Source organism: Reyranella sp. (assembly GCF_965279465.1).
In the GTDB taxonomy this organism is placed as follows: domain Bacteria; phylum Pseudomonadota; class Alphaproteobacteria; order Reyranellales; family Reyranellaceae; genus Reyranella.
Genome location: NZ_OZ257242.1, coordinates 6,239,627 through 6,262,965, shown reverse-complemented (window position 1 = coordinate 6,262,965; position 23,339 = coordinate 6,239,627). Strand labels below are relative to the sequence as shown.

Sequence of the window (23,339 nt, the reverse complement as noted above, 5' to 3'; positions counted from 1 at the left end):
CTATGCGACTCGAACTGAACCACTGCCGCAGGGGGCCTCGAACGGCCGAGCGTCCGGACAGGGACGCCGTGCGGTCAACGCTGGACCAACCATACGCCCGTTCTGTCCGAAGCACAGCCCCGGTGGCATGACGGCCGTCGCCCTTGCCGGCGCCTTTTGTCGGCCCTAACGTGCGGTCACGTACCGCGTTCGAGTAGTACCGGTAGTTGCGTGCTTACGCGTTCCTTCAAGGGAGGACGAAGTAATGCCGAAATCAAAAAATCTGTCACGTCGTCGAGTCATCATCGCAAGCTCCGCGCTCGGCCTGGTCGCAGCGCCGTTCGTGCGCGGCGCCCATGCGGCCGGAAAACTGTCGGTCGGCTTGTGGGACCACTGGGTCCCCAACGCCAACGATGCCACGCAGGCTCTCGTCAAGGAGTGGGCGGACAAGGAGAAGGTCGACGTCACCGTCGACTACATCACCACGCAGGCCAACAAGCTGCTCCTGACCGGGGCAGCCGAGGCCCAATCCAAGAGTGGCCACGACATCCTGGCCCATACATCATTCCTGCCGGCGCGATACGCCGAGCAGCTGGTGCCGGTCAGCGACCTGATGACCGAGTTGATCAAGACGAACGGTGCGGTCAACGGCACGGTCGAGTATCTCGGCAAGGTCGGCGGCAAGTGGCTCGCCATCCCGGCGACGGCGGGCAGCCAGATCAAGGGACCCTGCTCGCGCATCGACTACATGAAGCAGTTCGCCGGCATCGACGTGCAGGCGATGTACCCCGTGGGCGCCCCGCCCAAGGCCGACGACTGGACCCTCGACACTTTCCTGAAGGCGGCCGAAGCCTGTCAAAAGGGCGGCAAGCCGTTCGGCATCGGGGTCGGCAACACGGGCGACAGCACCGACACGATCGGCGCCATCTTCCACTCCTTCGGCGCCATGCTCGTCAATGAGAAGGGCGACATCACGGTCAAGACCGACGGCGTGCGCCAGGCGCTCGACTACTACAAGCGCCTCATGAAGTTCCTGCCCGGCGACGTTTCGGCGTGGGACGACGCGTCGAACAACAAGTTCCTGATCGCCGGCCAGGGCTCGCTGATCATGAACCCGCCGTCAGCCTGGGCCGTCGCCAAGCGCGACGCACCACAGGTCGCCGAACAGCTCTGGACGCATGGCTTCCCGGCCGGACCGAAGGGCCGGTACGCGCCGTTCGTGCCGTTCTTCTGGGGCATCTGGAATTTCAGCAAGAACATCCCGGCGGCCAAGAGCCTGCTCATGCATCTCTCCCAACCGGCGTCGATCGAGAAGATGGTCGTCGCTTCCGGCGGTTACGACCTGCCGTCGTTCGAGAAGCTGACGACGCTGAAGGTGTGGGCCGAGGCGGAGCCGCCCAAGGGCACGCTCTACCATTATCCCAACCCGTACAATCACCAGATCCTGTCGGTCGCAGCGGCGCCCGCGCCGCACAAGATCGCCGAGCAGATCAATACGGCCAACATCCAGTGCCAGATGGCGGTCCGCTACTACAACGGCGAGGCGCTGGAGAAGACGCTGGCATGGGCGTCCAACGAGGTCGAAGGCTTCATGCGCAACTGAGTGGGCGGCTGGGCTCCAGCCGCCAGGACTCGCACTGGAACAGCGATCAGCCTAAACTGGTCTGAATTCTGGTTGGAGAATTCATGTTCACGGTAGGCGCCTTTGAGGCCAAAACCACGCTTTCTGCCTTGCTCGAGCGGGTAGCGGGCGGGGAGGAGGTATTGATCACGAAGCACGGGCGGGCCGTTGCGCGGCTCGTTCCTGCCGGTCTCGTCGACCGGAGTGCGGCGAAGGCTGCGATCGCCGCGATGAAGCAGGAGAGCGGGGGACGGAAGTTGCGCGGTCTCTCGGTGAGGAGGTTACGAGAGAGCGGCCGCGCGTGACCGCTTTCGTTCTCGATGTGTCGGTGACGATGGCTTGGTGCTTCAAGGACGAGGCATCCGACGCTACGTGGGCGCTGCTCGACCGCCTTGCCGTCGACACCGCGATCGTTCCCGGCATCTGGTCTGCCGAGGTCGCCAACGTCCTGCTAGTGGCGGAGCGTCGCCGGAGGATCGACAGAGCAAAAGCGCGCACCTTCGTTGCGAGGTTGATGGCGCTGCCGATCGCGGTAGAGGAAACGGCTCCAGACAGGATGCTCAGCGAAGTTCTGTCGATCGGCCGTGAAACGCGGCTCGCAGCCTATGACGCCCTCTATCTCGATCTCGCCATCCGGCACGGCACGCCACTTGCCACCACCGATCTTGCCCTGCGGACGGCTGCGCGAAAGATGCGCGTTGCGATCGTGCCAGCCTGATGACTCGTGGCGGTTGCGGCCATTATGAGCCGCGATAGCCGATCCTGGTGAAGAAGCGGTCGATCTCGGTCGCAGCCGGATCGGGCGTCTCGTAATGGACGAAGTGGCCGGCATCCTCCGCGATGCTGGCCTCCACATCCTCGAAATACTCGGGCACGACGTCGATCCAGTCGCTGCGCAGGACGGGATCGTGCCGGCCCCAGAAGACGCGGGTCGGCTGCTTGATCTTCGGCGGCTTGGACGCGGTGCCGGCCATCACCGCCAGCCGGCCGGCATTCTGAGAGATGTACCAGTTGAAGCCGCCTTGCAGATTGCCCGGCCGAAGAAAATTGTCGACCCAGCGCTCGAGCACCGGATCGAAAGCGTCCTTGCGATACGACCAGTGTTTCAGGAAGTGATGGAAATAGGTGCGGCAGGTTTCGCGCGAGGCTCCGACGAACTGCGGCGCGAACGGCATCTGATGGAAGGTCTGGTACCAGATCTCGTTGATCTGCCGCGGGTCGCGAAAGCGCGCGCCGACGCCGTGCGTTGCGCAATTGAAGAAGAAGAGGCCGGCTACCCGGCTGGGATGGTCCAGCGCCAGCCGCTGCATGACGAACGCGCCGACGTCGTGGCCGACGAACCCGGCGCGCGCGATCCCCAGCGCCTCCATCAGCGCGTCTATATCGTCGGCCAGCACGCCGGCGCCCGCCTGGTCCGTCCGTCCGGTGTCCGGATTGCCGCTCTCGCCGAAGCCGCGGAAGTCCGGTGCGATCAGCCGGTATCGTCCGGCCAGCCGTTCGAACATCGGCTCCCAGGTGGCCCAGAATTCCGGCCATCCGTGCAGCAAGAGGAGGGGAGGGCCGCTTCCCGTTTCGGCCACGTGGGCCTTGAATCCGCGAACATCGATGTAGCTGTGTTTGATCTCGGTCATGGCGGCTATGCTGCCGCGAAACGCTCTGGGAGGAAAGAATGACCGACGAGACGATCCTCTACGAAACGCTGCCGCCGGGCATTGCCCGCATCGTTCTGAATCGGCCCGAGACGCGCAACGCGCAGGACACGGCGTTCCTCTATGCGCTGAACGAGGCGTTCGACCGCGCCGCGCACGACGATGCGGTCAAGGTGATCGTGCTGTCGGCCAACGGGCCGCACTTCTCCTCCGGCCACGACCTGCGCGAGGTCGGCGGCCACGACAACATGCGCAGGCACGAGACGGTCGGCACCTGGGGCGGCTTCGGCAAGCCCGGCGCCGAGGCGCAGTATTCGCGCGAGCAGGAGATCTATCTCGGCTTCTGCGAGCGCTGGCGCAACCTGCCCAAGCCGACGCTCGCGCTGGTCCAGGGTAAGGTCATCGCCGGCGGGCTGATGCTGATGTGGCCGTGCGACCTGATCGTCTGCTCGGACGACGCCGAGTTCCTCGACCACACGGTCGCGATGGGCGTCGGCGGCGCGGAGTTCTTCGCCCATCCGTGGGAGATGGGCGTGCGCAAGGCCAAGGAGTTCCTGTTCACCGCCGACTGGATCAAGGCGGCGGAGGCGCATCGGCTGGGCATGGTCAACCACGTCGTGCCGCGCGCCGAGCTCGAGAGCTTCGGCCTCGCAATGGCCGAGCGGATCGCGCAGAAGCCGCTGTTCGCGCTCCGGCTCACCAAGCAGGCGATCAACGCCGCGCAGGACGCGCAGGGCAGGGTGGGCGCGATGCAGACGTCATTCGCGCTCCATCACCTCGCCCACGCCCACAACATGATCGCGCACGGCAAGCTGGTCGATCCGACGGGGCTGATGCCCGCGATCAAGAAGCACGACAAGGCGGCGGACTAGATCGTCGGGAAGAGGCTAGCGAGACTGGTACGACACTGTCACACAGGAGCCGATATGCCTCGAGCCAATCGCCCGATCGACGCGGCCTTGGACCAACTGCAGCACGGCATCGAAACGCGCGTGAAATCGGGTGCGGGCCCGGGATCGGAGGAGGCAGCCGTCGACGGATGGCTGCGCCAGCGGGTCGACGAGGCATTCGCGGACCCCAGCCCGAACGTGCCGGCTCGAGAGGTGTTCAGGCGCCTCAGGTCTCATCACGCCCGGCGCGTAAGGGCTCGCCAGTGTGGGCGGGAATAGGGTTACCTTATGTCTTGCCGTGGAGCGCGATTTCTCGGGCTCTACGACTACATCGCCGACGAGGGAGCGCCGCGATTCGCGCTTCAGCAACGACGCTTGTCCTGGCCGAAGGTCTTCAGGCGCGCCCTCGCCCCGTCGATGATGGAGGCCGCCAGCTTCCCGGGAAAGCCGTCGGGCATCGAGGACAGCGCCTTGTCCATCGCCGCGTCGGCAGTCTCTGCTATTTCGTCGAGCACGGTGGTCGCGGTCGTCTCCGGAATGTCGCAGAGCTTCGCAGTCTGCAGGAAATGGCGCGGAGTGATCTCGTCGAGCCTGTAGTGGCGGCTCGTTCCGACCGCCATCGCCAGCCTCATCTGCGTGCGGCGAATGCGGCCTGCGTCGAAGTTCGGCTGAACGGACAGCACGTCGTAGACCGGGGTCAGGACAAACCGGCCGCCCGGCGAGAGCCGAATGCTGAAGTTCTTGGCATGCCCGTCGGTTGCTCCGAGGAGCCAGAACAGCACCTGCGTCTTGAAGAACAGCCTCGCGTCCAACGCCGGCGTGTCGCTCCCCTTCAGCAGCCGGGCGATGGACGCCATGCTGGGGCCGCCGCTCGTCTCGTACTTCCGGCTCGGCGGAACGGAGAGCGCCTGGCAGCAATCCTCCTGCGGCACGCGCAACAGTCGCTTGTCCTGCGTCCACAAGCGGTCGAAACGTTCGACGGCCAAGGCGCGCCGTCCCGCGAAATCGACGATCTGCGATTGCGCCACAGGCAGGCCGAATGCGCCGACGAGCCGCAAGCAGAAATGCTCGTTCTCGACGCTGTCCGACAGATCGAGCCCGTTGGGCAGCCTGCCGATCTGGGGCTTCAGGATATGCGTCGTCGGCGTCGTGCCGCGAGGAACGTGCCACCGCTTCTTCCAGTACAGCAGCGCCGTCTTCTCCTGGGCTCCGGCGAGCGAGATGCGGAAGCCATGCTCCTCGTCGATTCCGAGCGGATTGCGCTCCAGGTTGGCCAGCACGTCCGCCACCTCCGACTCCGAGATGCGCCTTGCCTCCGGAACGCCGGGCGAAACGACTCCCTCGCCTTCGGCCATGAACTGCAGGGCGCCGACGCAATCGCGGCCGATCGCAGCGAGCAGGCTGTAGGCGTCCGTGCCTCGTGCGCTCGAACGCTCCGCGATGCGCCGGCGGACATCGTCGTCGTCGGGTAGTAGATTGTCGAATACGGCAACGACAGGAGCGCCGATATAGCGCTGCTCGCGCAGCGGCAGCGACAGGGACACGGGGAAGGCATGCTCCCACGCCAGCCATTCGCGGGCGTACTTGAAGTCGATGGCACCACCGGCGTCGCGCCGAAGCTGACCGACGAGTCGTCCGTTCAAGTATACGTCGAGCGGTATCCTGGTGCGCGGACGAGGCATCAGAACAAGCCCTCGAGCTCCTTCGCACTGCTGGTGGTCCGCGGCCGGACAATGAGCTCCAGGTCCAGGGCCGCGAGTGCCTTCATCAGGACTTGAAGCTGCGTTGCCGGCTCACCCTTCTCCAGCTTGGAGACCGTCGCCTGCCGCGCAGTCATGCGCTCCCCCAGCGCACCTTGCGTGAGGTTCTGTTCCCGGCGACGCCTGCGGATCGCCGCGCCGAGCTGCCTGGTGTCCCTGGCGATGATGTCCACAAACCACAATATACGCGAATACGTATTGACCGTCAATATACGTGTATGCGTATTATTACCAATAATACGAGATTGCGTATATAGTGTCAGACCTTCTTGACCATCACCTCGAGCAAAGTCGGGCCGTCGGTCTTCGCCAGCGCCTTCTTCAGCGCGGCGTCGAAGCCGTCGGCCGTCGTGACGCGCTCGGCGGTGACGCCGAAGCCCTCGGCAATCTTCGTGATGTTCATCGGCGGGTCGTTGAAGTCCATGCCGATCGGCGTGTCATTGCCGTGGAACAGCTTCAGGCGGTTCTTGAGGATCTGGTAGCCCTCGTTGTTGGTGATGACGAACACCACCGGCAGCTTCTGGTTGGCGGCACTCCACAGCGCGGTGATCGAGTACATGGCGCTGCCGTCGCCGATCACAGCCACGACCTTGCGCGTGGGCTCGGCGATCTGGATGCCCACGGCCGCTGCGATGCCCCAGCCGATGCCGCCGCTCACGTTGCCGAAGAAGCTCTTGCGGTCGCGATAAGCGAGGTAGTTGGGCAGCGTCATCGTGCTGGTCAGGCCTTCCTCGACCACGATGGCGTCCTTGGGCAGCGCCTCGGTAAGGCGCGCCATCAGCCATTCCGGCGGCAGTGGTTGGCCCGCGGCCGGCGGCGCGAGCGCCTTGAGACGCTGCGCGCGCTGGGCGCTCCAGTTCTTCGGCGCGAGCGCCGCGATGCTCGTCTTAGCCTTCTCGGCCAGCGCCGCGCCGCCCAGCTTCTTCACCACCGGGATCAGCGCCTTCAGCGTCTCCTTCACGTCGGCGCGCAGCGCGATCTCGGCCGGGAAGTTCTTGCCCATCTCCCAGTCGCGCAGGCCGATCATCGCCACCTTGGTGGTCTCGGGCAGCGGCTCGACCTCGCTCCACACCGACATCTGCAGCACGTCGGAGCCGACGCAGAGCATGAGGTCGTAGGGCGAGAGGATCGACCGCACGCGCTTCTGGTCGCGGTTGAGCGCGCCCATGTAGCAGGCATGCTCGCTCGGGAAATGCGCGCCGTAACCGACGGTCTGGTGCCACACGGGCACGCCCAGCGTCTCGGCGAGCTCGGCGGCCTCGGCGAAGGCGTCGCTGTCGGCGATCTCGGGGCCGGCCAGCATGACCGCGTTCCTCGCCGACAGGAGACGTTTTCCGAGCTGCTCGAGCGCGGCGTCGCTCGGACGGACGGCGGTGTCGACCCGCGTGCGCTCGGCGAGATCGATCGCCGCCTCGTTGTTCAGGATGTCGCCCGGCAGCGAGATGAACACCGGCCCGGTCGGCGCGGTGGTCGCGACCTTCGCGGCGCGTCGCAGGATGCGCGGCAGGTCCTCGATGCGGTTGACCTCGACCGCCCATTTCACGACCGGCTCGGCGATCGGCACCAGTGGTGCATAGAGCAGCGGCTCGGTGAGCCCATGGCCCTGCTCCTGCTGGCCCGCGGTCACGATCATCGCCGTGCCCGACATCAGCGAGGTGTAGATCGAGCCGATCGCATTGCCGAGGCCGGGCGCGACATGGACGTTGCACGAGACGAGCTTGCCCGAGGCGCGGGCGTAGCCGTCAGCCATGGCGATCACGACCGCCTCCTGCAGGCCGAGCACGTAGCCCATTTTCGGCGCGGAGGAGAGCGCATGCATGATCGGCAGCTCGGTCGTGCCGGGATTGCCGAACATCTTCACGACGCCTTCGTCGCTCAGCACGCGCAGGAAGGCGTCGCGGCCGGTGATGGTGTTGGTGACTGCCTTGGTCGTCATGGGCGTGTCGGGCATCGCTGTTTCCTCCGGGAAGGCGCGCACGCTAGCATGGACCATGGCTGACAACGCACTCCTGGACAGGCTCGCACGCCTGCCATGCTGGCAGGGCAAGGTTTCGCTGGCGCCGCTCACCGGCGGCCTGACCAATCTGTCGTTCGTCGCCGACGACGGCGGGGAGAAGTTCGTCGTGCGCTGCGGCGGCGACATCCCGGTCCATCACGTCTTCCGCGACCGCGAGCGGGCGGCCTCGCGCGCCGCGTTCGAGGCCGGCCTGTCGCCGGAGGTGATCCATGTCGAGCCGGGCATCACGGTGATGCGCTTCATCGCCGGCCGCACCTTCGGCGAGGCCGACATGCGCGAGCAGCTCGCGCGGATCGTGCCGCTGCTGAAGACCTGCCACGACGAGGTCGGCCGCCGGCTCCACGGACCCGCCAACATGTTCTGGGTGTTCCACGTGATCCGCGACTATGTGCGGGCCGCGAACGCCGATACGAAGTATCTCGCGATCGCCGATGCGCTCGAGCGGCGCCAGGTGCCGCTGCCTATCGTGTTCGGCCATCACGACCTGCTGCCCGGCAACTTCATGGACGACGGCGAGCGGCTCTGGCTGATCGACTGGGAGTATGGCGCCTTCGGCACGGCGATGTTCGATCTCGCCAACCTGTCGTCGAACGGCGAGTTCGATGCCGCGCAGGACGAGACGCTGCTCGCCGCCTATTTCGGGGGTTCGGTCGGGCCGGAGCTGCGCGGGGCGTTCGCCGCCATGAAGGCCGCCAGCGCCTTGCGCGAGGCGCTGTGGGCGATGGTGTCGGACATCCATCTCAAGACACCCGGCGTGGATTATCAGACGCACGCTCGGGAGTATCTCCGCCGATTCGAGCGTCTGATGGCTTGAGTTGTTCTTTCCTCCCTGGCGAAGCCGGGGAGGTGCCCCGTAGGGGCGGAGGGGTCATGGGCTGCACACCGATTCTGTGGCTCATGACCCCTCCGTTGCCGTAGGACGGCGACACCTCCCCGCGTTGGCGCGCAGGGAGGAACATGGGCACTACATCTTCTTCCAGTCGCCCGACTGCTCGAAGGCGAAGGCTGCCTTGTAGATGGTCGGCTCGTCGAAGTGCTTGCCGATCAGCATCACCGACGCGGGCAGTCCGTCGACGAAGCCGCAGGGCAGGGCCATCGCCGGATGGTGGGTGATGTCGAACGGCGCGGTGTTGGAGATCATCTCGAACGCGCGCTCGATATAGAGCTCGCGCGGCGCGTCGGCCGGCGGCAGCTCGGTCGCCTTGACCGGCGTGGTCGGCATCAGCAGCAGGTCGTATTTCGCCAGCTCGGCGTCGTAGGCGGCGGTCAGCAGGCGGGTGAGGTTCATCGCCTTGCCGTAGTAGCGGCTGCCGTAGAACTTGCGGATGTAGGTGCCGAACATGAGGAAGAGCTTGACGGTATCCGCCAGCTCGTTGGCGCGGCTGCGCCAGTTGCGGTGGAAGTCCATCAGGCTGGTGACATAGAGGTCGGGACGGCTGACACCGTAGCCGTCGCCGTACATCATGGTCTGGGTCATGCCCTCGGTGCCGATCGGGCTCCACAGTGCACCCGCGGCCAGATGCATCGGAATCGACACCTCGCTCACCGTGGCGCCCAGCGATTCGAAATGCTTGGCCGCGGCCTTCACCTTGTCGTTCACGGCGGCTTCGGCGTTGGGCTGCAGGAAGCCTTCCTTCACGACGCCGATCTTCATTCCCTTCACGCCGCCTTCCAGCATCGTGGTGTAGGGGTGAGTCTTGACGTTGTACTGGCGCGGGTCGTAGCCGTCGGGACCGGCGATGACCTCGAGCAGAAGGGCATTGTCGGCGACGCTCGCCGTCATCGGCCCGGTGTGGTCGACATAGATCTCGATCGGCATGATGCCGGTGTAGGGCACCAGCCCGTGCGTCGGCTTCATGCCGTAGATGCCGGAGAACGACGCCGGCATGCGGATCGAGCCGCCCTGGTCGCCGCCCATCGCCATGTCGACCTCGCCCAGCGCCACCAGCACCGCGCTGCCCGACGACGAGCCGCCGGCCGAGTAGCCCATCTTGTGTGGATTGTGCACCGGTCCGGTCGCGCCGGTGTGGCTGCCGCCGGACATGCAGAAGAACTCGCAATGCGACTTGCCGACGATGGTGGCGCCGGCATCGAGGATGCGCTGCACCACCGTGGCGTCGATGTCGGGGATGTAGCCCTCCAGGGTGGCCGCGCCGTTCATCATCGGCACGCCGGCCAGCATGATGTTGTCCTTGAGCACCACGGTCTTGCCCTTGAGCTTGCCTTCCGGCGCGCCCGGGACGGTCGTCTTGACGTACCACGCGTTGTGCTTGTTCTCGGCCCCGGCCGGCCGGTAGCCCGGCGTGCGCGGATACTTCACCTTCGGCAGGTTGTCCGGCATCGCGTCGACCACATTGTAGGCCGCGACGCTTGGCTTCATCAGGCCGATGAACGATTCCAGGTCTGCCTCGCTCATCGACAGCCCGATGTCCTCGGCGATCTCACGCATCTGCTCGGAAGTCGGTACTTGAACGGCCATGGTTTCCCCCTCGGTTGAACAGGCGTGGCGCGTCAGGGCGCCAGGTGACGAATCAGCTCGGCGTCGGCCTTCACGGCAGCGGCGGCGCCTTCGAGCGCGACATGGCCGCGGTCGATGACGTAGGCATATTGCGCCACGTCGAGCGCCAGCTCGATATGCTGCTCGACCAGGATGACGGCCATCTCGCGCGACAGCTGGCGCAGGCGGTCGGCGATCTCCTCGATCACGCCAACCCACACGCCCTCCGTCGGCTCGTCGAGCATCAGCAGCTTCGGCCGGCCCAGCACGGCGCGGCCGATCGCCAGCATCTTGCGCTCGCCGCCCGAGAGCGTGCCGGCGGTCTGGCCGAGCCGCTGCGCCAGCTTTGGGAAGAAATCGAGCACGTAGTCGATGCCCGAGCGGTCGGGCTGGCGGATGCAGCCCAGCAGCAGGTTCTCGCGCACCGTCAGCTTGGCGAAGATGGCATGCTCCTGCGGGACGTATCCGAGGCCGCGCCGAACCCGACGCTCAGCCGCGTCGTGCTGAATGGCGGCGCCGTCGAACCTGATCGTGCCGGCCATCGGCGAGAGCTCGCCGAACAGCGTCTTCAGAAGCGTAGACTTGCCGGCGCCGTTGCGTCCGAGCACAGCGGTCGCGCCGACCCGAGGGATCTTGAGCGAGATGCCGAACAGCGCCTGGCTGCGGCCGTAGCCCGCGCACAGGCCGTCGACCTCGAGGAGAAGGGCCGTATCAGACACGGGTGGTGTACACCTGCTGGACCTTCTCCGAGCGCTGGATCGCCTCGACATCGCCCTCGTCGAGTACCTTGCCCTGGTCGAGCACGGTGAGGCGGTCGCAGATGTCGCGGATGAAATGCAGATCGTGCTCGACGATGATCAGCGCACAGTGCGCCTTGATCGGCTCGAGCAGCTCGCCGGTGACCCGGCGCTCCTCCGGGCTCATGCCGCCGGTCGGCTCGTCGAGCAGCAGCAGCTTGGGCTTCAGCGCCAGCGCCATGGCTATTTCGAGCCATTGCTGCTGGCCGTGGCTCAGCTCGCCGGCGAGGTCGTCGGCGCGGTCGATGAGCCGGAAGCGTTCGAGCAGGCTGGTCACCTCCGCGTCGAAGGCACGGCGCCGGGTCGAGAACAGCAGGCTGGCCAGCGTCTCGTGCGATTGCATCGCGAGCAGAACGTTGTCGTAGACCGACAGCTCGGTCAGCACGGCGGTGATCTGGAACTTGAGGCTGAGCCCGGCGCGGGCGCGCTCGTACGGCGTCGCGCGGACGATCTCGCGGCCGTCGAACACGATGCTGCCGCGGTCGGCGAAGTGCGCGCCGGCAATCGCCTTGAGCAGGGTGCTCTTGCCCGAACCGTTGGGACCGATCAGGCCGTGGAACGTTCCGGCCTGGACCGTGACATCGACGCTCTCCAGCGCCTTTAGCGTGCGGAACGACTTGCAGACATCCCTGATTTCCAGCAGCGCCATCGTCACTCCTTGCGCCGGCGCAGGCCGTACGAGCCGATGCGCTCGCGGTCCGACACGACCAGCCCGAGGATACCCTTGGCCTGGAACATGACCACGATCAGCAGCACGAAGCCCAGGATCACCGGCCAGAACTGCTTGATGGCGTCGACGTCGGCCAGCACGTAGGACAGGACCTCGACCGCCGCCGTGCCGAGCACCGGGCCGATCAAGGTGCCCGAGCCGCCGAACAGGCAGTAGATCACCGCCGTGGTCGACAGGCCTGGCCCCATGTTGCCCGGACCGATGAATCCCTGGTGGTAGCTGTAGAGCGCACCGCCCAGGCCTGCGATCATGCCGGCAAGCGAGAACACCAGCGCCTTGAAGAGCTGCACCCTGTAGCCGAAAAAGGCGAGGCGCTCCTCGTTCTGGCGCATGCCGGCCAGCACCAGTCCGAGCTGCGAGCGCTTGAGGTAGCGCGCGCCGGCATAGACCAGCACCAGCACGATCAGCGCCAGGGCATAGAAGGCTGGCCCCTCGACGAACTCGTAGCTGCCGAGCTGCAGCAGCTTCACCGAGGACAGGCCATTGCCGGCGCCGACATACTGCCAGCCCGACACCAGCCGCTCGGCGGCGTAGGAGCCGGTGAGCGTGCCCAGCGCCACGAAGATCGTGGTCGGCGGCTTGCGACCGAGCAGCAGGAAGGCGGCAAACAGCGCCGACAGCACCAGCCCGGTCAGCATGGCGAGTGGCAGGGTGCCCCACAGCATGCTGAAGTCGAGGTCGCGCCCGACCAGCGCGATGGCGTAGCCGGCGACGCCGAAGAACAGCGCCTGGCCGAAGCTCATGATTCCGGAGAGGCCCCAGCAGAGATCGAAGCTGATCGCCAGCAGCGACAGGATCAGGACGTTGGTGGCCAGCGTGATCAGGTCGATGCGATCGGCCAGCGCGAACGGCAGCACGATCGCGATGGCGAGGCTCACGCCCTCGATCAGCGCGAGCCGGCGGCCCGCGGCGAAGCCGGCGAGTCGGCGCTTTGGAGACGCTGCCGGCAGGACGTTGACGTCGGCTTCGCTCAGGGTTGATGAGTTCTTCATGCTGGGAGCGCGGCTCTCCAGAGCCGCTCATGGGGTGTGGCAATCCGAAGAAGAGCGGCTCTGGAGAGCCGCGCTCCCAGCAGAAGACTCGAATGCTCATGCTCTTCCGGACCGCGAGCCTCCGGCTCGCTCATACGCATGAGCGAGCCGGAGGCTCGCGGTCCGGAAGAGGAAGACACGCCACTGGAGTGGCGCGCTCCCACCGTATCCTTGTCCGGGATCAGCATTCCTTGGGATCGACCATCTTGTCGCTGCTGATCACGTCGTAGCGGGTCTTGCCGGCGTCGACTTTGCACTGCGCGATGTACATGTTCATCTTGCAGTGCATCTTGCCCGGCACCATCTCGGCGCCGCCGCCCGGACCCTGGTCGATCTTCGCCTTGTCCATCGCGGCCGCCACCGCGTCGCGCGCGAGGTCGCCGTTGGTCGCCTTGACGGCGGCCTCGTAGAACTTGACGCCGCGATACATTCCGGTCGCCGCCGAGCCCGCGGTGAACAGGTACTTGGTGTCGGGGAACTTCTTCATGTAGTCGATCTGGAGCTGCTTCGAGAACGGATCGTCGATCGACTGGAAATAGTCGAGGCAGCTGTAGAGCCCCTCCATCTCCTGCGCCGGGTGATAGTTGAGCAGGTTCTCATCGTAGTAGACGCAGCTCAGCACGCCGCCGTTCTTCTGGAAGCCCGATTCGTAGAGCTGCTTCACGAACGGCTGCAGGCCCGGCGGGATCACGGTATTGAACACGACATCGACCTTGCCGTCGCGGATCTTGCCGATGGTCGCCGAATACTCGGCCTGGTCGAGCGGGTAGTATTCCTCGAACACGACTTGGCCGCCGTTGGCCTCGATCACCTTGCGCGCGTACTTGTTGAGCAGCTGCGGCCAGACATAGTTGGCCGACGGCATGGCGAAGCGCTTCTTGCCCAGCGTCTGGATGATGTAGGGAATCAGCTTGTCGCACTGCTGCGCCGGCGTCGGGCCGGTGCAGAACAGGTTCTTGGTGCACTCCTGGCCTTCGTAGAGCTGCGGATAGATGTAGAGCGTGCGGCCGCGGTTGACGATCGGATCCTTGATCGCCTGGCGCATCGCCGAGGTGATGCCGCCCAGCACGACGTCGACCTTGCGCTCCTGGATCAGCTTGCGGACGTTGCCGACGGCGACCTTGGGATCGGAGGCGGTGTCCTCGAGATAGAGCTCGATCGGCTTGCCGGCGACGCCACCCGCCTTGTTGATCTGCTCGACCGCGAATTGCGCGACCTGCCAGTTGGCGTTGCCCGACGGCGCGATCGGGCCGGTGATGTCGGTGGCGATGCCCATCTTGATCGGGCCCGCGGCATGGGCCCATTTCGGCGCCAGCAGCCACCCGCCGGAGCTGCCGGCGACCCAGCCGGCGGCGCCGAGCGCGCCGGCGCCCATCAGGCGGCGCCGGCCGATGGTACGCGGTGCGTCGGAACGATCGTTCCTGGACATGATTATAGTCTCCCCTGCGTGATGAAACCTTGTGGCCGGAACTTCACGATCAACAGCGCCAGCACGAACACCAGCGGGTCGGCCAGCACGGGACTGACGAGCCAGGGTAGCCCGGCGGCGGTCGTGCCGACCAGAGCTGCGCCCAGCACCGGCCCCTCGAAGGTGCCGACGCCGCCCAGCATGACCGACAGGAAGGCCTGGACCAGGAAGCGCGTGCCGATGTCGGCCGAAAGCTGGTAGAGCGGCACGATCAGCGCGCCGGCGAGGCCCGCGAGCGCCGAGCCGAAGGCGAAGGTCATGGCGTAGAGCCGGCTGGTCGAGATCCCGCTCGCGCGCGACAGCATCGGGTTCTCGAGCGAGCCGCGGATCTGCAGGCCGATCGACGTGCGGGCGAGGAACGCCCAGGTGCCGGCGATCACCACGATCGTGGTGACCACGATGACGGCGCGCCAGATCGAAAAATCGATGCCGAACAAGGTGAAGGCGCCGGGCAGAGGCTCATTGACCGATTTGTAGTGGCCGCCCAGCAGGCCGCGTACGGTCTCGCGGATGATCAGGCCAACGGCGTAGGTGCCGAGCATGGCGATGATGGGCGCAGCATAGAAGCGGCGGATGACGAGCCGTTCGAGCACGAGCCCGACGAGCGCAAGCACGATCGGCGCGGCGAGGATTCCGGCCCAGGCAGAGAGCCCGTTGCTCTCGAACAAAAACACGGTGTAGGCGCCGAGCAGCACGAACTCGCCATGCGCGAAGTTGAAGATGCCCATCATGCTGGCGATCACGCCCAGCCCCAGCACGATCAGCACCATCACGGACGTGAAGGCCAGAATGTCGAACGCCAGCTTGATATCGACGCCCATCTCCAATCGACCCTGTACTCCGCGACGTGGAACATCGTAGCACGTTTCGCGCCAACAATACTCATGGCCCCTGACTCATCGCGAGTGCGGTTCGCCGGCACTTGCTTTCCTCCCGCGAAGGCGGGGAGGAGAAGAGAAATGCGCCGGATCGCGAGATCGGCCGGCCCGCTCCTTGCATGGCCTCCGACCGATTGGGAGGTCGTGGATGAAGCGTCGTCTTTTGAGTCTTTCAACCTTGCTGGCCGCGTGCGCGGTGAGTATTGCGCCGGCGGCGCTCGCGCAGGAGAAGGTGCTGCGCATCGCCATGACCGCGTCGGACATCCCGACCACCTCGGGCATGCCGAACAATGGCTTCGAGGGCATGCGCTTCCTCGGCTTCCCGGTGTTCGAGGGGCTGATCCAGTTCGATCTCACCGGCACAGGCCCGGTCACGCTGAAGCCCGGCCTGGCCGAGAAGTGGGAGCAGGCGGCGGACGACAAGAAGACGTGGATCTTCCACCTGCGCAAAGGCGTGAAGTTCCATGACGGAACGGACTTCAATGCCGACGCGGTGATCTGGAACCTCGAGCGGATCTGGAACAAGGAAAGCCCGCAGTTCGAGGCCAACGCGACCGGCATCATGCGCTCGCGCATTCCGATCATGGCGAGCTACAGGAAGATCGACGATTCCACCGTGGCGATCAGCACGACCATCGTGGCGTCGTTCTTCCAGTGGATGATCCCCTACATGCTGATGACGTCGCCGACCTCGTTCGAGAAGGGCGGCAAGGACTGGGCGAAGGTCGCGGCGATCGGACCGGCCGGCAGCGGCCCGTTCAAGATCACCAAGGTGGTGCAGCGTCAGTCGGTGACCCTGGCCAAGAATGCGGACTATTGGGACAGCAAGCGGCTCGCCAAGGTCGACCAGGTCATCCTGATGCCGATCCCCGAGGCGAACACGCGCCTCGCCGCGCTGCGCTCGGGCCAGGTCGACTGGATCGAGGTCCCGCCGCCGGACGGCATCCCGTCGCTCAAGCAGGCGGGCTTCGTCATCTCGACCGGGTCCTATCCGCATGTCTGGCCGTGGTTCTACAATATGGCGGCGAAGGACAGCCCGTTGAAGGACGTGCGGGTCCGCCAGGCGCTGAACTACTGCATCGACCGCGGCGCGCTCGTCGGCCTGCTGAACGGCACCGCCGAGCCGTCGGTCGGCTGGCTGAAGCCCAACGACCCGGCCTTCGGCAAGCCTGAGAACAAGTACAGCTTCGATCCCGCCAAGGGAAAGAAGCTGCTGGCCGAGGCGGGCTTCGACAAGAAGCCGCTCACGGTGAAGGTCATGATCTCGACGTCGGGTTCGGGGCAGATGCTGCCGCTGCCGATGAACGAGGCACTGCAGGAGAACCTCAAGCAAGCCTGCAATGTCGACGTGAAGGTCGATGCGGTCGAATGGCAGGTGCTGCTCAACGCCAGCCGCGCGACCCCCGACGCGCCGTCACTCAACGGTGCGATGGCGCTCAACGTCAGCTCGCCGTCCAGCGATCCGGGCGCGATGTATCGTTACTTCGCATCGGCGAACTTCTCGCCCAACGGCTCCAACTTCGAGCAATGGAAGGACGACAAGTTCGAGGAGGCCTTCGCCAGGCTGTCGGAGGCGACCGACGAGGTGACCATCCAGAAGAACTACGCGATCGCGCACGAGCGACTGGTCGACAATCCGCCCTGGCTGTTCATCGTGCACGATCTCAACCCCCGCGCCTTCAGCAAGAAGGTGAAAGGCTTCGTGTCGCCGCAGTCGTGGTTCGTCGACCTGACCCTGGTGAGCCTCGACTAGCCTAACGGCCATGGGATCGGTTGACCGTCCCTCGCGGCTTGCGGGGGGAGGGGGCTAATCCGCGACGGAGGGGGTATGACGCAGCATCTCGCGTCACACCCTCCGTCAGTGTAAGAGGCCGACACCTCTCGGAAGACGGTGGAGCGAAGCTCGACTTATCGCGCTCCTAGTCGGCGGAGACGCTGCCGCTAGCGTCGACGCGGACGGTGATCTCGGTGCGCCCGCGCATTGCCCGGCCGCGCCACATGCCGTCCGGACCCTTCTCCAGGCCACGGACATTCTTGTAACCGTCAAGCTCGATCGCGGCCTTGGCCTCGGCGCCACCGCCGCCCTGCGAGTCCTCCCCAGGCGGCAATCCACCATCGATGTTGGCGCCCACGAGGCCCGTCGTGGTCGTGGCCGACGCCGTCTGGATGGCCGCGGCGGCTTCCCTCGGGGCGTAATATGTAGTGTGGGTGCGGGGCGCGATCGGCACCGGCGCGCGGTTCGCGACAAGCGCGCTGGGCTTTGCCGAGGGAGCCGTCGGAGCCGCGAGCGTCGCGACACTGGCGGCGGACGCGGACTTGGTCACGGACGCGGTCGGCGGGGCGGCAGCACCCCGCAGCGGCGCGAAGGCATAGCCAGCGCCGAGCAGGCCGGCGGCCAGGCCCAGAGCGATGAAAATGCGGTATGGGACGGTCATGGTCCCCCAACGCAGCGGGGTGTCGGGATGTTCCCACTTCGTGCGCGTTGGCCTATTGTTGTGGCTTGGAGGACACACCCATGAATGGCGACTACGGTTCGGAAGAAACCGCGATGCAGGCTTATTTGCGCGCAGGCGAACGCCGCGCGGCGGCTCTGGGCAACCGTGGGCCCATCCGGTTCACGGCCTCGGGCGAACTTCATCCCGAAATCGTCGAAGCCTACTGGCGCTGTGGCTTCTATGTATTCCAAGGCGTCCTGAAGCCGGACGAGCTGGCGGACATCGAGCGCGACTTGCATATGATTCTCGATCGCTTGCCGGTCGAGAAGGGTGCGGCGGTCGACGCCAGGGGCCGGCCGGCGCTCGCCGCCGACTGCGCGGGACCGAACCTGCACTGGGCGCGACCGCTCAGCGACCCGTGGGGCGGCACCGCGGCCGCCAACGGCCGCCACCCGGTCAAGATGCACGAGCCCGCGACCGAGGGCGTGCCGAAGGAGGTCGTCTTCCTGATCCTGGGCTCGCTGCAGTTCTCCGAAGCGTCGCTGCGCGTCTACGGCCATCCCGGCCTGCTCGCCGTGGCGGCCGCGATCAACGGGCCGGACTTCGCTCCGTTCAACGAGGCGCTATGGATCAAGGAGCCGGGCAAGGGCGCCTCGGTCGCCTGGCACCAGGACGGTACCACGCACTGGGACAGCCCCGACTGGGACGAGGGCATCCACGGCTTCAACTTCATGGGCCAGCTCTATGGCTGCACCGCCGCCAACGGCGTGTGGGTTGTGCCGGGCTCGCACAAGCGCGGCAGGATCGACATCGCGAAGGTCGCGGCCGAGGCCGGCACCGAGCGACTGCCTGACGCCGTGCCGATCATCTGCACGCCGGGCGACGTGGCGATGACCAACCGCCAGGCGCTGCACGGCTCCTTCGCCAACACCAGCAGGGACTGGCGGGTGACGCTCAACTTCGGCTTCCATCGCCGCAAGTCGGTTCTCGGCGTGAAGGCGGGCGGCATCCACAACGCGGTCGCGACCTACGATGCCGACCGCATCCGCGCGCGTGCGCGCCTGATCGGCTACGGCATCGACGCCCGCCTTCAGCGCTTCCCGGACGAGGTGCCGTTCGTCTACAAGCCGCACGCCGACGAAGGGCTGAACTATCATTGGGACGACAGGGCGAGGGCCGAGATCAAGGACTACAATCTCCTCGATCTCAGCATCTAGTGAGGCTCCGACCCATCGGGGATGAAACTGGGCTCGTCATGCTCTTCCGGACCGCGAGCCTCCGGCTCGCTCATGCGTATGAGCGAGCCGGAGGCTCGCGGTCCGGAAGAGCATGAGCAGGGAAGAAGAGCGAAAGTTGACACATTTGGATGCTGTTTGACGCCGCGTCGATCGGAGTCAGGGGTCTTTTCATGAGAGTCATGCTGACCGCGTTGCTGGTCGGTTGCGCGGCACCCGCGGCCGCGCAGACGCCGAGCTCGATGGGCGGCACGGGTTCGCCGGCGAATTGCGCTGCGGCGATGGGCGCGCTGCCCAAGAGCTGGGAAGGGCTCGCCTACGCGGTTTCGGGCGATACGCTGGCCGGCGTCGGCTTGAAACCGCGCATCCGGCTATGGGGCATCCGCGCGCCGGAGATGGCGAACGAGCCGGGCGTGCCGGCGATGCGTGCGCGTGCGGCGCTTGAGGACATGCTGGTCTCGGGCGAGCACCGCATCTTGTGCCGCATGTCGGGCTGGGACCGCACCTGCGCCGCGGTTGCCCAATGCACCGTCACCGTTTCGTGGCCGACCGGTTCGGCGGCGCAACCGCACGATCTGGCGCTGCGCGTCATCGAGGATGGGTTCGCCTACGGCTTCGAGCTCGGCTCGCCGCCGGAATGGGACAAGGACGCCAGCGCGAAGATCGCCCATTTCGAGGCGATCTCGCGCCAGGCGCGCAAGGGTCTGTGGCCCGACTGGCTCGGCGAGCGCGCTCCGTAGGGCGGCCAGTCAGCAGATCGAGAGAACGATTGCGCCTCAGCGGGGATTTTCCCGCACGATGCGTTCGAATCGCCGGCCTTCCTCGTAGACGTAGGAAGCGGGCGTGATCTCGAGCGGGAAGTTGAAATCTTCCGCCGCCTGCTTGACGGCCGGGTCGGCCGCCGCCGCGCTCAGCAGGGCGACCATGGCGTCGACCAGCGCTGCGTTGGCTGTCGAGGTGAACATCAGGACCGAGCCGGTCACGGCCTGCTTGGGGTCACCGGCCTTCTCCGCCAGGGTGGGCACGTCCGGCGCGCGCGGATTGCGCTGGGCGCCGAAGGTCAGCAGCGCGCGCACCGGCGGCGGCACCACTCTCGGAGCGGCCACGACGGTGTGGGTGATCAGGAAGCTCGCCTCGGCGTCGCCGGCGGCGAGCGCTGCCAGTATTTCCGCGCGCGTGGTGATCGGCTTCTCGGTGAAGGCGAGCTCGAGCTGCCGCTCCAGCATGGTCAGCTCGAGGCCGAACGGTGCCAGTCGGCCGAACGTCGCCAGGCGTATCGGCCGCCTGCGGCCCTCGGCGATGAAATCGTCGATCGAGTGCAACGGCGACTTGTCCGACACGATCAGGGCCGACGAGACGCCGGCGCTGATCTTGCCGACCGGCTGGACCTTCTCGAGCAGCGGGACCTTCATCCCGCTCGCCTTACGCAGCAACAAGGTGGTGAGACCACCGACGTAAAAGAAGACGCTGTCGGCCGGAGCATTCGGCGGATTGCAGGCGTATTCCAGCGCCGCCGCGCCGCCGTCGCCGGACACCGTCACGATCGAGACTGATGCGCCCGTGCGCGCCGCGATCGCCGCGTGCATCAGGGTGAGCGGCAGATGACTGATCGAGCCGACGCCGTAGGACTCGGCGAGGACGATGCGCCTGCCCTTCAGGCGCTGGAAATCGGCCGCTGCGGCGGGCAGGGCGGCGACGCCAAAGGCACCGGCGGCCAAGCGGAGGGCGGTGCGTCGGTTGGGTCTCATGCTCGTCTCGTTCGGGCCTCTCCCTTGGGGAATGTTGCTTAGTCTTACACAAGGCTCGCCTGTCGGCGACGCCTGCCCGGCGCTCATCCCGATGCACAACTCCTCAAGACGACCGGGAAAAGAACTCAAGCGAAGCTAGGCCCGGAGTGCGTCCTCAGCGAGACTGTTGTCGACCGCGGTCTCGAACGGCGTGCCCGGCGAGACGAAGCCGCCGGAGACCAGGCCGTCGCGCAGCCGGTCGTAGCCCTCGCGCGGCAGGATCGGCGTGGTGTTCCAGATCTCGAGCGCCTTGTAGCGCGTGCAGGCGGCCTCGAGGATCGGGCGCGGTAAGTCGTCGAAGTAGGGCGCGATCGCAGCCGCGATCTCGGCGCCCGAGGCGTTCGCAACCCACGTCCCGATCTTGGCCATCGCCCGCACCATGCCTGTCAGCTCGCCGCGCCGCTTGGTGAGCGTGCCGCGCCGTGTGTAGAACGTGGTGTAGGAGGTCGGACCGCGGCGCGCCGCCTCGTACCAGACGTACGCCGCCCCGTCGGCCAGCAGCAGGCTAGGGTAGGGTTCGAATACCTGGATCACGTCGACCTCGCCGGCCCGGAGCGCCTCGACGTTGCGCGACATGGTCTGGTCGGCGACGCGACGGATCGAGGCGGGATCTATGCCGGCGAGCCGAAGGTCGTGCTGCAGGCAGAGCCACGGCGTCGGCACCTCATACACCGTCGCGAGCTTCACCGACTGCAGGTCGGCCAGCGAGAAATCCGGCCGCGGCGGGCGGCGGCCCATCAGCACGAAGGGATCGCGCGTCACGACCTCGCCGAAGCAGACGATGAGGCAGCCCGGGACCTTCTGGTAGGTCTCCATCACCCGCATCGGTCCGCCCCAGCAGACGTCGACGGTGCCGTCCAGCAGCCGCAGCGCAGCGTCCTGGGGGCGCGGCGAGCTGGCGAATTCGATCTCCACCCCCTCCGCTTCGAAGGCGCCGCGCGCGAGCGCGACATAGAACGGCGCGTAGAAGATCGCGCGAAGGGACTCTTGCAGGATGATCGCCATGATTGTCGACAGGATGCGCGTCCGATTGCTAAGCCGGCAAGGGAATAGGGGACAGCATCATGCCGCACATCAGAACATCCGACGGCGTCCAGCTCTACTACGAGGAGACCGGCGAGGGCGCGCCGCTGATATTCCTGCACGAGTTCGGCGGGCACTATCTGAGCTGGGAGCCGCAGGTCCGCTATTTTTCGCGGCGCTATCGCTGCATTACCTACGCCGCGCGCGGCTGGCCGCCGTCGGACGTGCCGGACGACGTCGCGATGTATTCCCAGGCGCGCGCCGCCGACGACTGCGCCGACCTGATGACGGCGCTGGGCATCGGCACGGCGCATCTTTGCGGCCTGTCGATGGGCGCTACGGCTGGGCTCGAGTTCGCCATCCGCCATCCGGGCAAGGCGACGGCGCTGGTGATTGCCGCAGGCGGCGGCGGCGGCGCGACCGATCCCGAGGCCAAGAAGCGCTTCAAGGAGGAGTGCGAGGGCTTCGCGCGGCGCATCGAGCAGGAGGGCATGCCGGCGATGGCCGAGCTTTATTGCACCAGCTCGGCGCGCAACACCTACCGTTACAAGGACCCGCGCGGCTGGGCCGAGTTCAAGCAGCAGTTCGCCGACGGCTCGGCCAGGGGCCACGCCATGACCATGCGCGGCGTGCAGGGCGGGCGCGTTCCCTTCTTCGAGCGCACCGAGGCGCTTCAGAAGATCACGGAGCCGATGCTGGTGGTGATCGGCGACGAGGACGAGTCCACCCACGGCCTCGCCGTCCATCTCAAGCAGCATGTGTCGCGCTGCGGGGTGCTCGAGCTGCCGAAGTGCGGCCACACGATGAATCTCGAGGAGCCGGCCGCCTTCAATTCGGCGATGCAGGATTTCCTGCACGCTGTCGAGAACGACCGCTGGCCGGCGCGCGGGGCGAAGACCTACACGCTCATCCCGCCGAGCCGCTGATGCCGCGCCTGGTGGCGCAGAGGAGCAGGCCCACGACCGGCCGTTCGTCGATTCGCTATCCGGCCATGTGCCGGCCGGGCAATCGCTGGAGACCTTCACGCTCGACTCCGGCGACGGCGAGGGGCTGCCGCAGGGCGTGGAGCTTGGCGATTTCGACGCGGGCGTGGCTCTCGGGGTCGCCGCTCGACATCTACCGCCTCGAGCAGCCGACGGTGCGCGCGCAGCTCGACCTCGCCCGCGCCGTCAGGCGGCCGGCGTACCGGCCTTCGGCTCCTGGGGATTGCAGCTCATGACCGCCGCCCTGGGCGTCACGGTGCACCTCGATCCGAATGGCCGCGAGATCGGCGTAGCGCGCCGCACGATCGGGACTCTGCCCGCCAGCGTCGAGCTGCCGGCCTAGAACGCCCAGCCGGGTCCCGGCCGCCGATGTCGGCAATGGCTCCGCACCGAGGTGCTGTCGCGCGCGGCTCGGCGTGCGCAGGCCTGATCGCCCGGTGCATCCGCAGTTGGCAGCCGCGATGCGGTGGTGCGATAGGGCGGGTTGAATTCACACGCCTTGAATGCACGCCGACATGGCATGCATATTTTCCCTTCAGATCAATAAGGGGATTTTGAG

Annotated in this window: 23 protein-coding genes; 9 read left to right on the top strand and 14 right to left on the bottom strand. The window is 66.5% G+C overall.

Features of this window, described 5'->3' with window-relative positions; all coding sequences use genetic code 11:
* The first annotated feature begins 244 nt into the window (after positions 1–244).
* From ACQY8M_RS30435 to ACQY8M_RS30425, 3 genes are all read left to right on the top strand, one after another.
* Positions 245–1,582: an ABC transporter substrate-binding protein gene (locus tag ACQY8M_RS30435; protein ID WP_428664006.1), complete on the top strand. Its 1,338-nt coding sequence runs from the start codon at positions 245–247 to the stop codon at positions 1,580–1,582.
* An 83-nt stretch (positions 1,583–1,665) separates the two neighbouring features.
* A complete protein-coding gene (locus tag ACQY8M_RS30430; protein WP_428664004.1) occupies positions 1,666–1,905 on the top strand; it encodes a type II toxin-antitoxin system Phd/YefM family antitoxin in 240 nt (79 codons plus the stop codon).
* A complete protein-coding gene (locus tag ACQY8M_RS30425; protein WP_428664001.1) occupies positions 1,902–2,318 on the top strand; it encodes a type II toxin-antitoxin system VapC family toxin in 417 nt (138 codons plus the stop codon). Before ACQY8M_RS30430 ends, ACQY8M_RS30425 begins: the two co-directional genes overlap by 4 nt.
* Positions 2,319–2,340: 22 nt before the next feature.
* Here the strand turns inward: ACQY8M_RS30425 and ACQY8M_RS30420 are convergent, their stop codons facing one another.
* Positions 2,341–3,231, bottom strand: coding sequence for an alpha/beta fold hydrolase (locus ACQY8M_RS30420; protein ID WP_428663999.1), 891 nt, complete (start codon positions 3,229–3,231; stop codon positions 2,341–2,343).
* A gap of 38 nt (positions 3,232–3,269) precedes the next feature.
* On the opposite strand from ACQY8M_RS30420, the gene ACQY8M_RS30415 reads away from it, so the two are divergent.
* Positions 3,270–4,121 (top strand): enoyl-CoA hydratase, encoded by an 852-nt coding sequence (locus ACQY8M_RS30415; RefSeq protein WP_428663996.1) that lies wholly within the window; start codon positions 3,270–3,272, stop codon positions 4,119–4,121.
* 380 nt (positions 4,122–4,501) lie between these two features.
* On the opposite strand, the gene ACQY8M_RS30410 is transcribed toward ACQY8M_RS30415, so the two are convergent.
* From ACQY8M_RS30410 to ACQY8M_RS30400, 3 genes are all read right to left on the bottom strand, one after another.
* Entirely contained in the window at positions 4,502–5,782 is a 1,281-nt protein-coding gene (locus ACQY8M_RS30410; RefSeq protein WP_428663994.1) for a type II toxin-antitoxin system HipA family toxin, read from the bottom strand.
* A gap of 38 nt (positions 5,783–5,820) precedes the next feature.
* A complete protein-coding gene (locus tag ACQY8M_RS30405) occupies positions 5,821–6,072 on the bottom strand; it encodes a helix-turn-helix domain-containing protein (protein WP_428663991.1) in 252 nt (83 codons plus the stop codon).
* A gap of 86 nt (positions 6,073–6,158) precedes the next feature.
* Positions 6,159–7,850 carry a thiamine pyrophosphate-binding protein gene (locus ACQY8M_RS30400; protein ID WP_428663989.1) on the bottom strand — a complete coding sequence of 564 codons (1,692 nt, stop codon included), beginning with the start codon at positions 7,848–7,850 and terminating at the stop codon, positions 6,159–6,161.
* A gap of 40 nt (positions 7,851–7,890) precedes the next feature.
* Here ACQY8M_RS30400 and ACQY8M_RS30395 point away from each other — a divergent pair, with 40 nt between their 5' ends.
* Entirely contained in the window at positions 7,891–8,730 is an 840-nt protein-coding gene (locus tag ACQY8M_RS30395; RefSeq protein ID WP_428663986.1) for a phosphotransferase, read from the top strand.
* 150 nt (positions 8,731–8,880) lie between these two features.
* On the opposite strand, the gene ACQY8M_RS30390 is transcribed toward ACQY8M_RS30395, so the two are convergent.
* The 6 genes from ACQY8M_RS30390 to ACQY8M_RS30365 form a co-directional block, all read right to left on the bottom strand.
* Positions 8,881–10,395 carry an amidase gene (locus ACQY8M_RS30390; RefSeq protein WP_428663984.1) on the bottom strand — a complete coding sequence of 505 codons (1,515 nt, stop codon included), beginning with the start codon at positions 10,393–10,395 and terminating at the stop codon, positions 8,881–8,883.
* A gap of 32 nt (positions 10,396–10,427) precedes the next feature.
* Positions 10,428–11,132 (bottom strand): ABC transporter ATP-binding protein, encoded by a 705-nt coding sequence (locus ACQY8M_RS30385; protein WP_428663981.1) that lies wholly within the window; start codon positions 11,130–11,132, stop codon positions 10,428–10,430.
* Positions 11,125–11,859 (bottom strand): ABC transporter ATP-binding protein, encoded by a 735-nt coding sequence (locus ACQY8M_RS30380; protein ID WP_428663978.1) that lies wholly within the window; start codon positions 11,857–11,859, stop codon positions 11,125–11,127. The genes ACQY8M_RS30385 and ACQY8M_RS30380 overlap by 8 nt, the downstream gene beginning before the upstream one ends.
* Positions 11,860–11,861: 2 nt before the next feature.
* Positions 11,862–12,932 carry a branched-chain amino acid ABC transporter permease gene (locus tag ACQY8M_RS30375; protein WP_428663975.1) on the bottom strand — a complete coding sequence of 357 codons (1,071 nt, stop codon included), beginning with the start codon at positions 12,930–12,932 and terminating at the stop codon, positions 11,862–11,864.
* Between the two features lie 220 nt (positions 12,933–13,152).
* On the bottom strand, positions 13,153–14,400 hold the full coding sequence (locus ACQY8M_RS30370; protein WP_428663972.1) for a substrate-binding protein: 1,248 nt from the start codon (positions 14,398–14,400) through the stop codon (positions 13,153–13,155).
* Between the two features lie 2 nt (positions 14,401–14,402).
* Positions 14,403–15,260 (bottom strand): branched-chain amino acid ABC transporter permease, encoded by an 858-nt coding sequence (locus ACQY8M_RS30365; RefSeq protein WP_428663970.1) that lies wholly within the window; start codon positions 15,258–15,260, stop codon positions 14,403–14,405.
* 205 nt (positions 15,261–15,465) lie between these two features.
* Between ACQY8M_RS30365 and ACQY8M_RS30360 the strand changes: the two genes are divergently transcribed.
* Entirely contained in the window at positions 15,466–17,070 is a 1,605-nt protein-coding gene (locus ACQY8M_RS30360; RefSeq protein ID WP_428663967.1) for an ABC transporter substrate-binding protein, read from the top strand.
* A 166-nt stretch (positions 17,071–17,236) separates the two neighbouring features.
* On the opposite strand, the gene ACQY8M_RS30355 is transcribed toward ACQY8M_RS30360, so the two are convergent.
* Positions 17,237–17,752 (bottom strand): hypothetical protein, encoded by a 516-nt coding sequence (locus tag ACQY8M_RS30355; protein ID WP_428663965.1) that lies wholly within the window; start codon positions 17,750–17,752, stop codon positions 17,237–17,239.
* An 80-nt stretch (positions 17,753–17,832) separates the two neighbouring features.
* Here ACQY8M_RS30355 and ACQY8M_RS30350 point away from each other — a divergent pair, with 80 nt between their 5' ends.
* On the top strand, positions 17,833–18,969 hold the full coding sequence (locus ACQY8M_RS30350) for a phytanoyl-CoA dioxygenase family protein (RefSeq protein ID WP_428663963.1): 1,137 nt from the start codon (positions 17,833–17,835) through the stop codon (positions 18,967–18,969).
* Between the two features lie 191 nt (positions 18,970–19,160).
* Positions 19,161–19,727, top strand: coding sequence for a thermonuclease family protein (locus tag ACQY8M_RS30345; RefSeq protein ID WP_428663960.1), 567 nt, complete (start codon positions 19,161–19,163; stop codon positions 19,725–19,727).
* A 36-nt stretch (positions 19,728–19,763) separates the two neighbouring features.
* Here ACQY8M_RS30345 and ACQY8M_RS30340 read toward each other — a convergent pair whose 3' ends face one another.
* Together ACQY8M_RS30340 and ACQY8M_RS30335 are read right to left on the bottom strand one after the other, a co-directional pair.
* Positions 19,764–20,735 carry a tripartite tricarboxylate transporter substrate-binding protein gene (locus ACQY8M_RS30340; protein ID WP_428663958.1) on the bottom strand — a complete coding sequence of 324 codons (972 nt, stop codon included), beginning with the start codon at positions 20,733–20,735 and terminating at the stop codon, positions 19,764–19,766.
* 135 nt (positions 20,736–20,870) lie between these two features.
* Entirely contained in the window at positions 20,871–21,779 is a 909-nt protein-coding gene (locus tag ACQY8M_RS30335; RefSeq protein WP_428663956.1) for an ABC transporter substrate-binding protein, read from the bottom strand.
* A 59-nt stretch (positions 21,780–21,838) separates the two neighbouring features.
* Between ACQY8M_RS30335 and ACQY8M_RS30330 the strand changes: the two genes are divergently transcribed.
* A complete protein-coding gene (locus ACQY8M_RS30330) occupies positions 21,839–22,723 on the top strand; it encodes an alpha/beta fold hydrolase (protein ID WP_428663953.1) in 885 nt (294 codons plus the stop codon).
* A gap of 55 nt (positions 22,724–22,778) precedes the next feature.
* Here ACQY8M_RS30330 and ACQY8M_RS30325 read toward each other — a convergent pair whose 3' ends face one another.
* Positions 22,779–22,913 (bottom strand): hypothetical protein, encoded by a 135-nt coding sequence (locus ACQY8M_RS30325; RefSeq protein WP_428663950.1) that lies wholly within the window; start codon positions 22,911–22,913, stop codon positions 22,779–22,781.
* Positions 22,914–23,339: the final 426 nt, after the last annotated feature.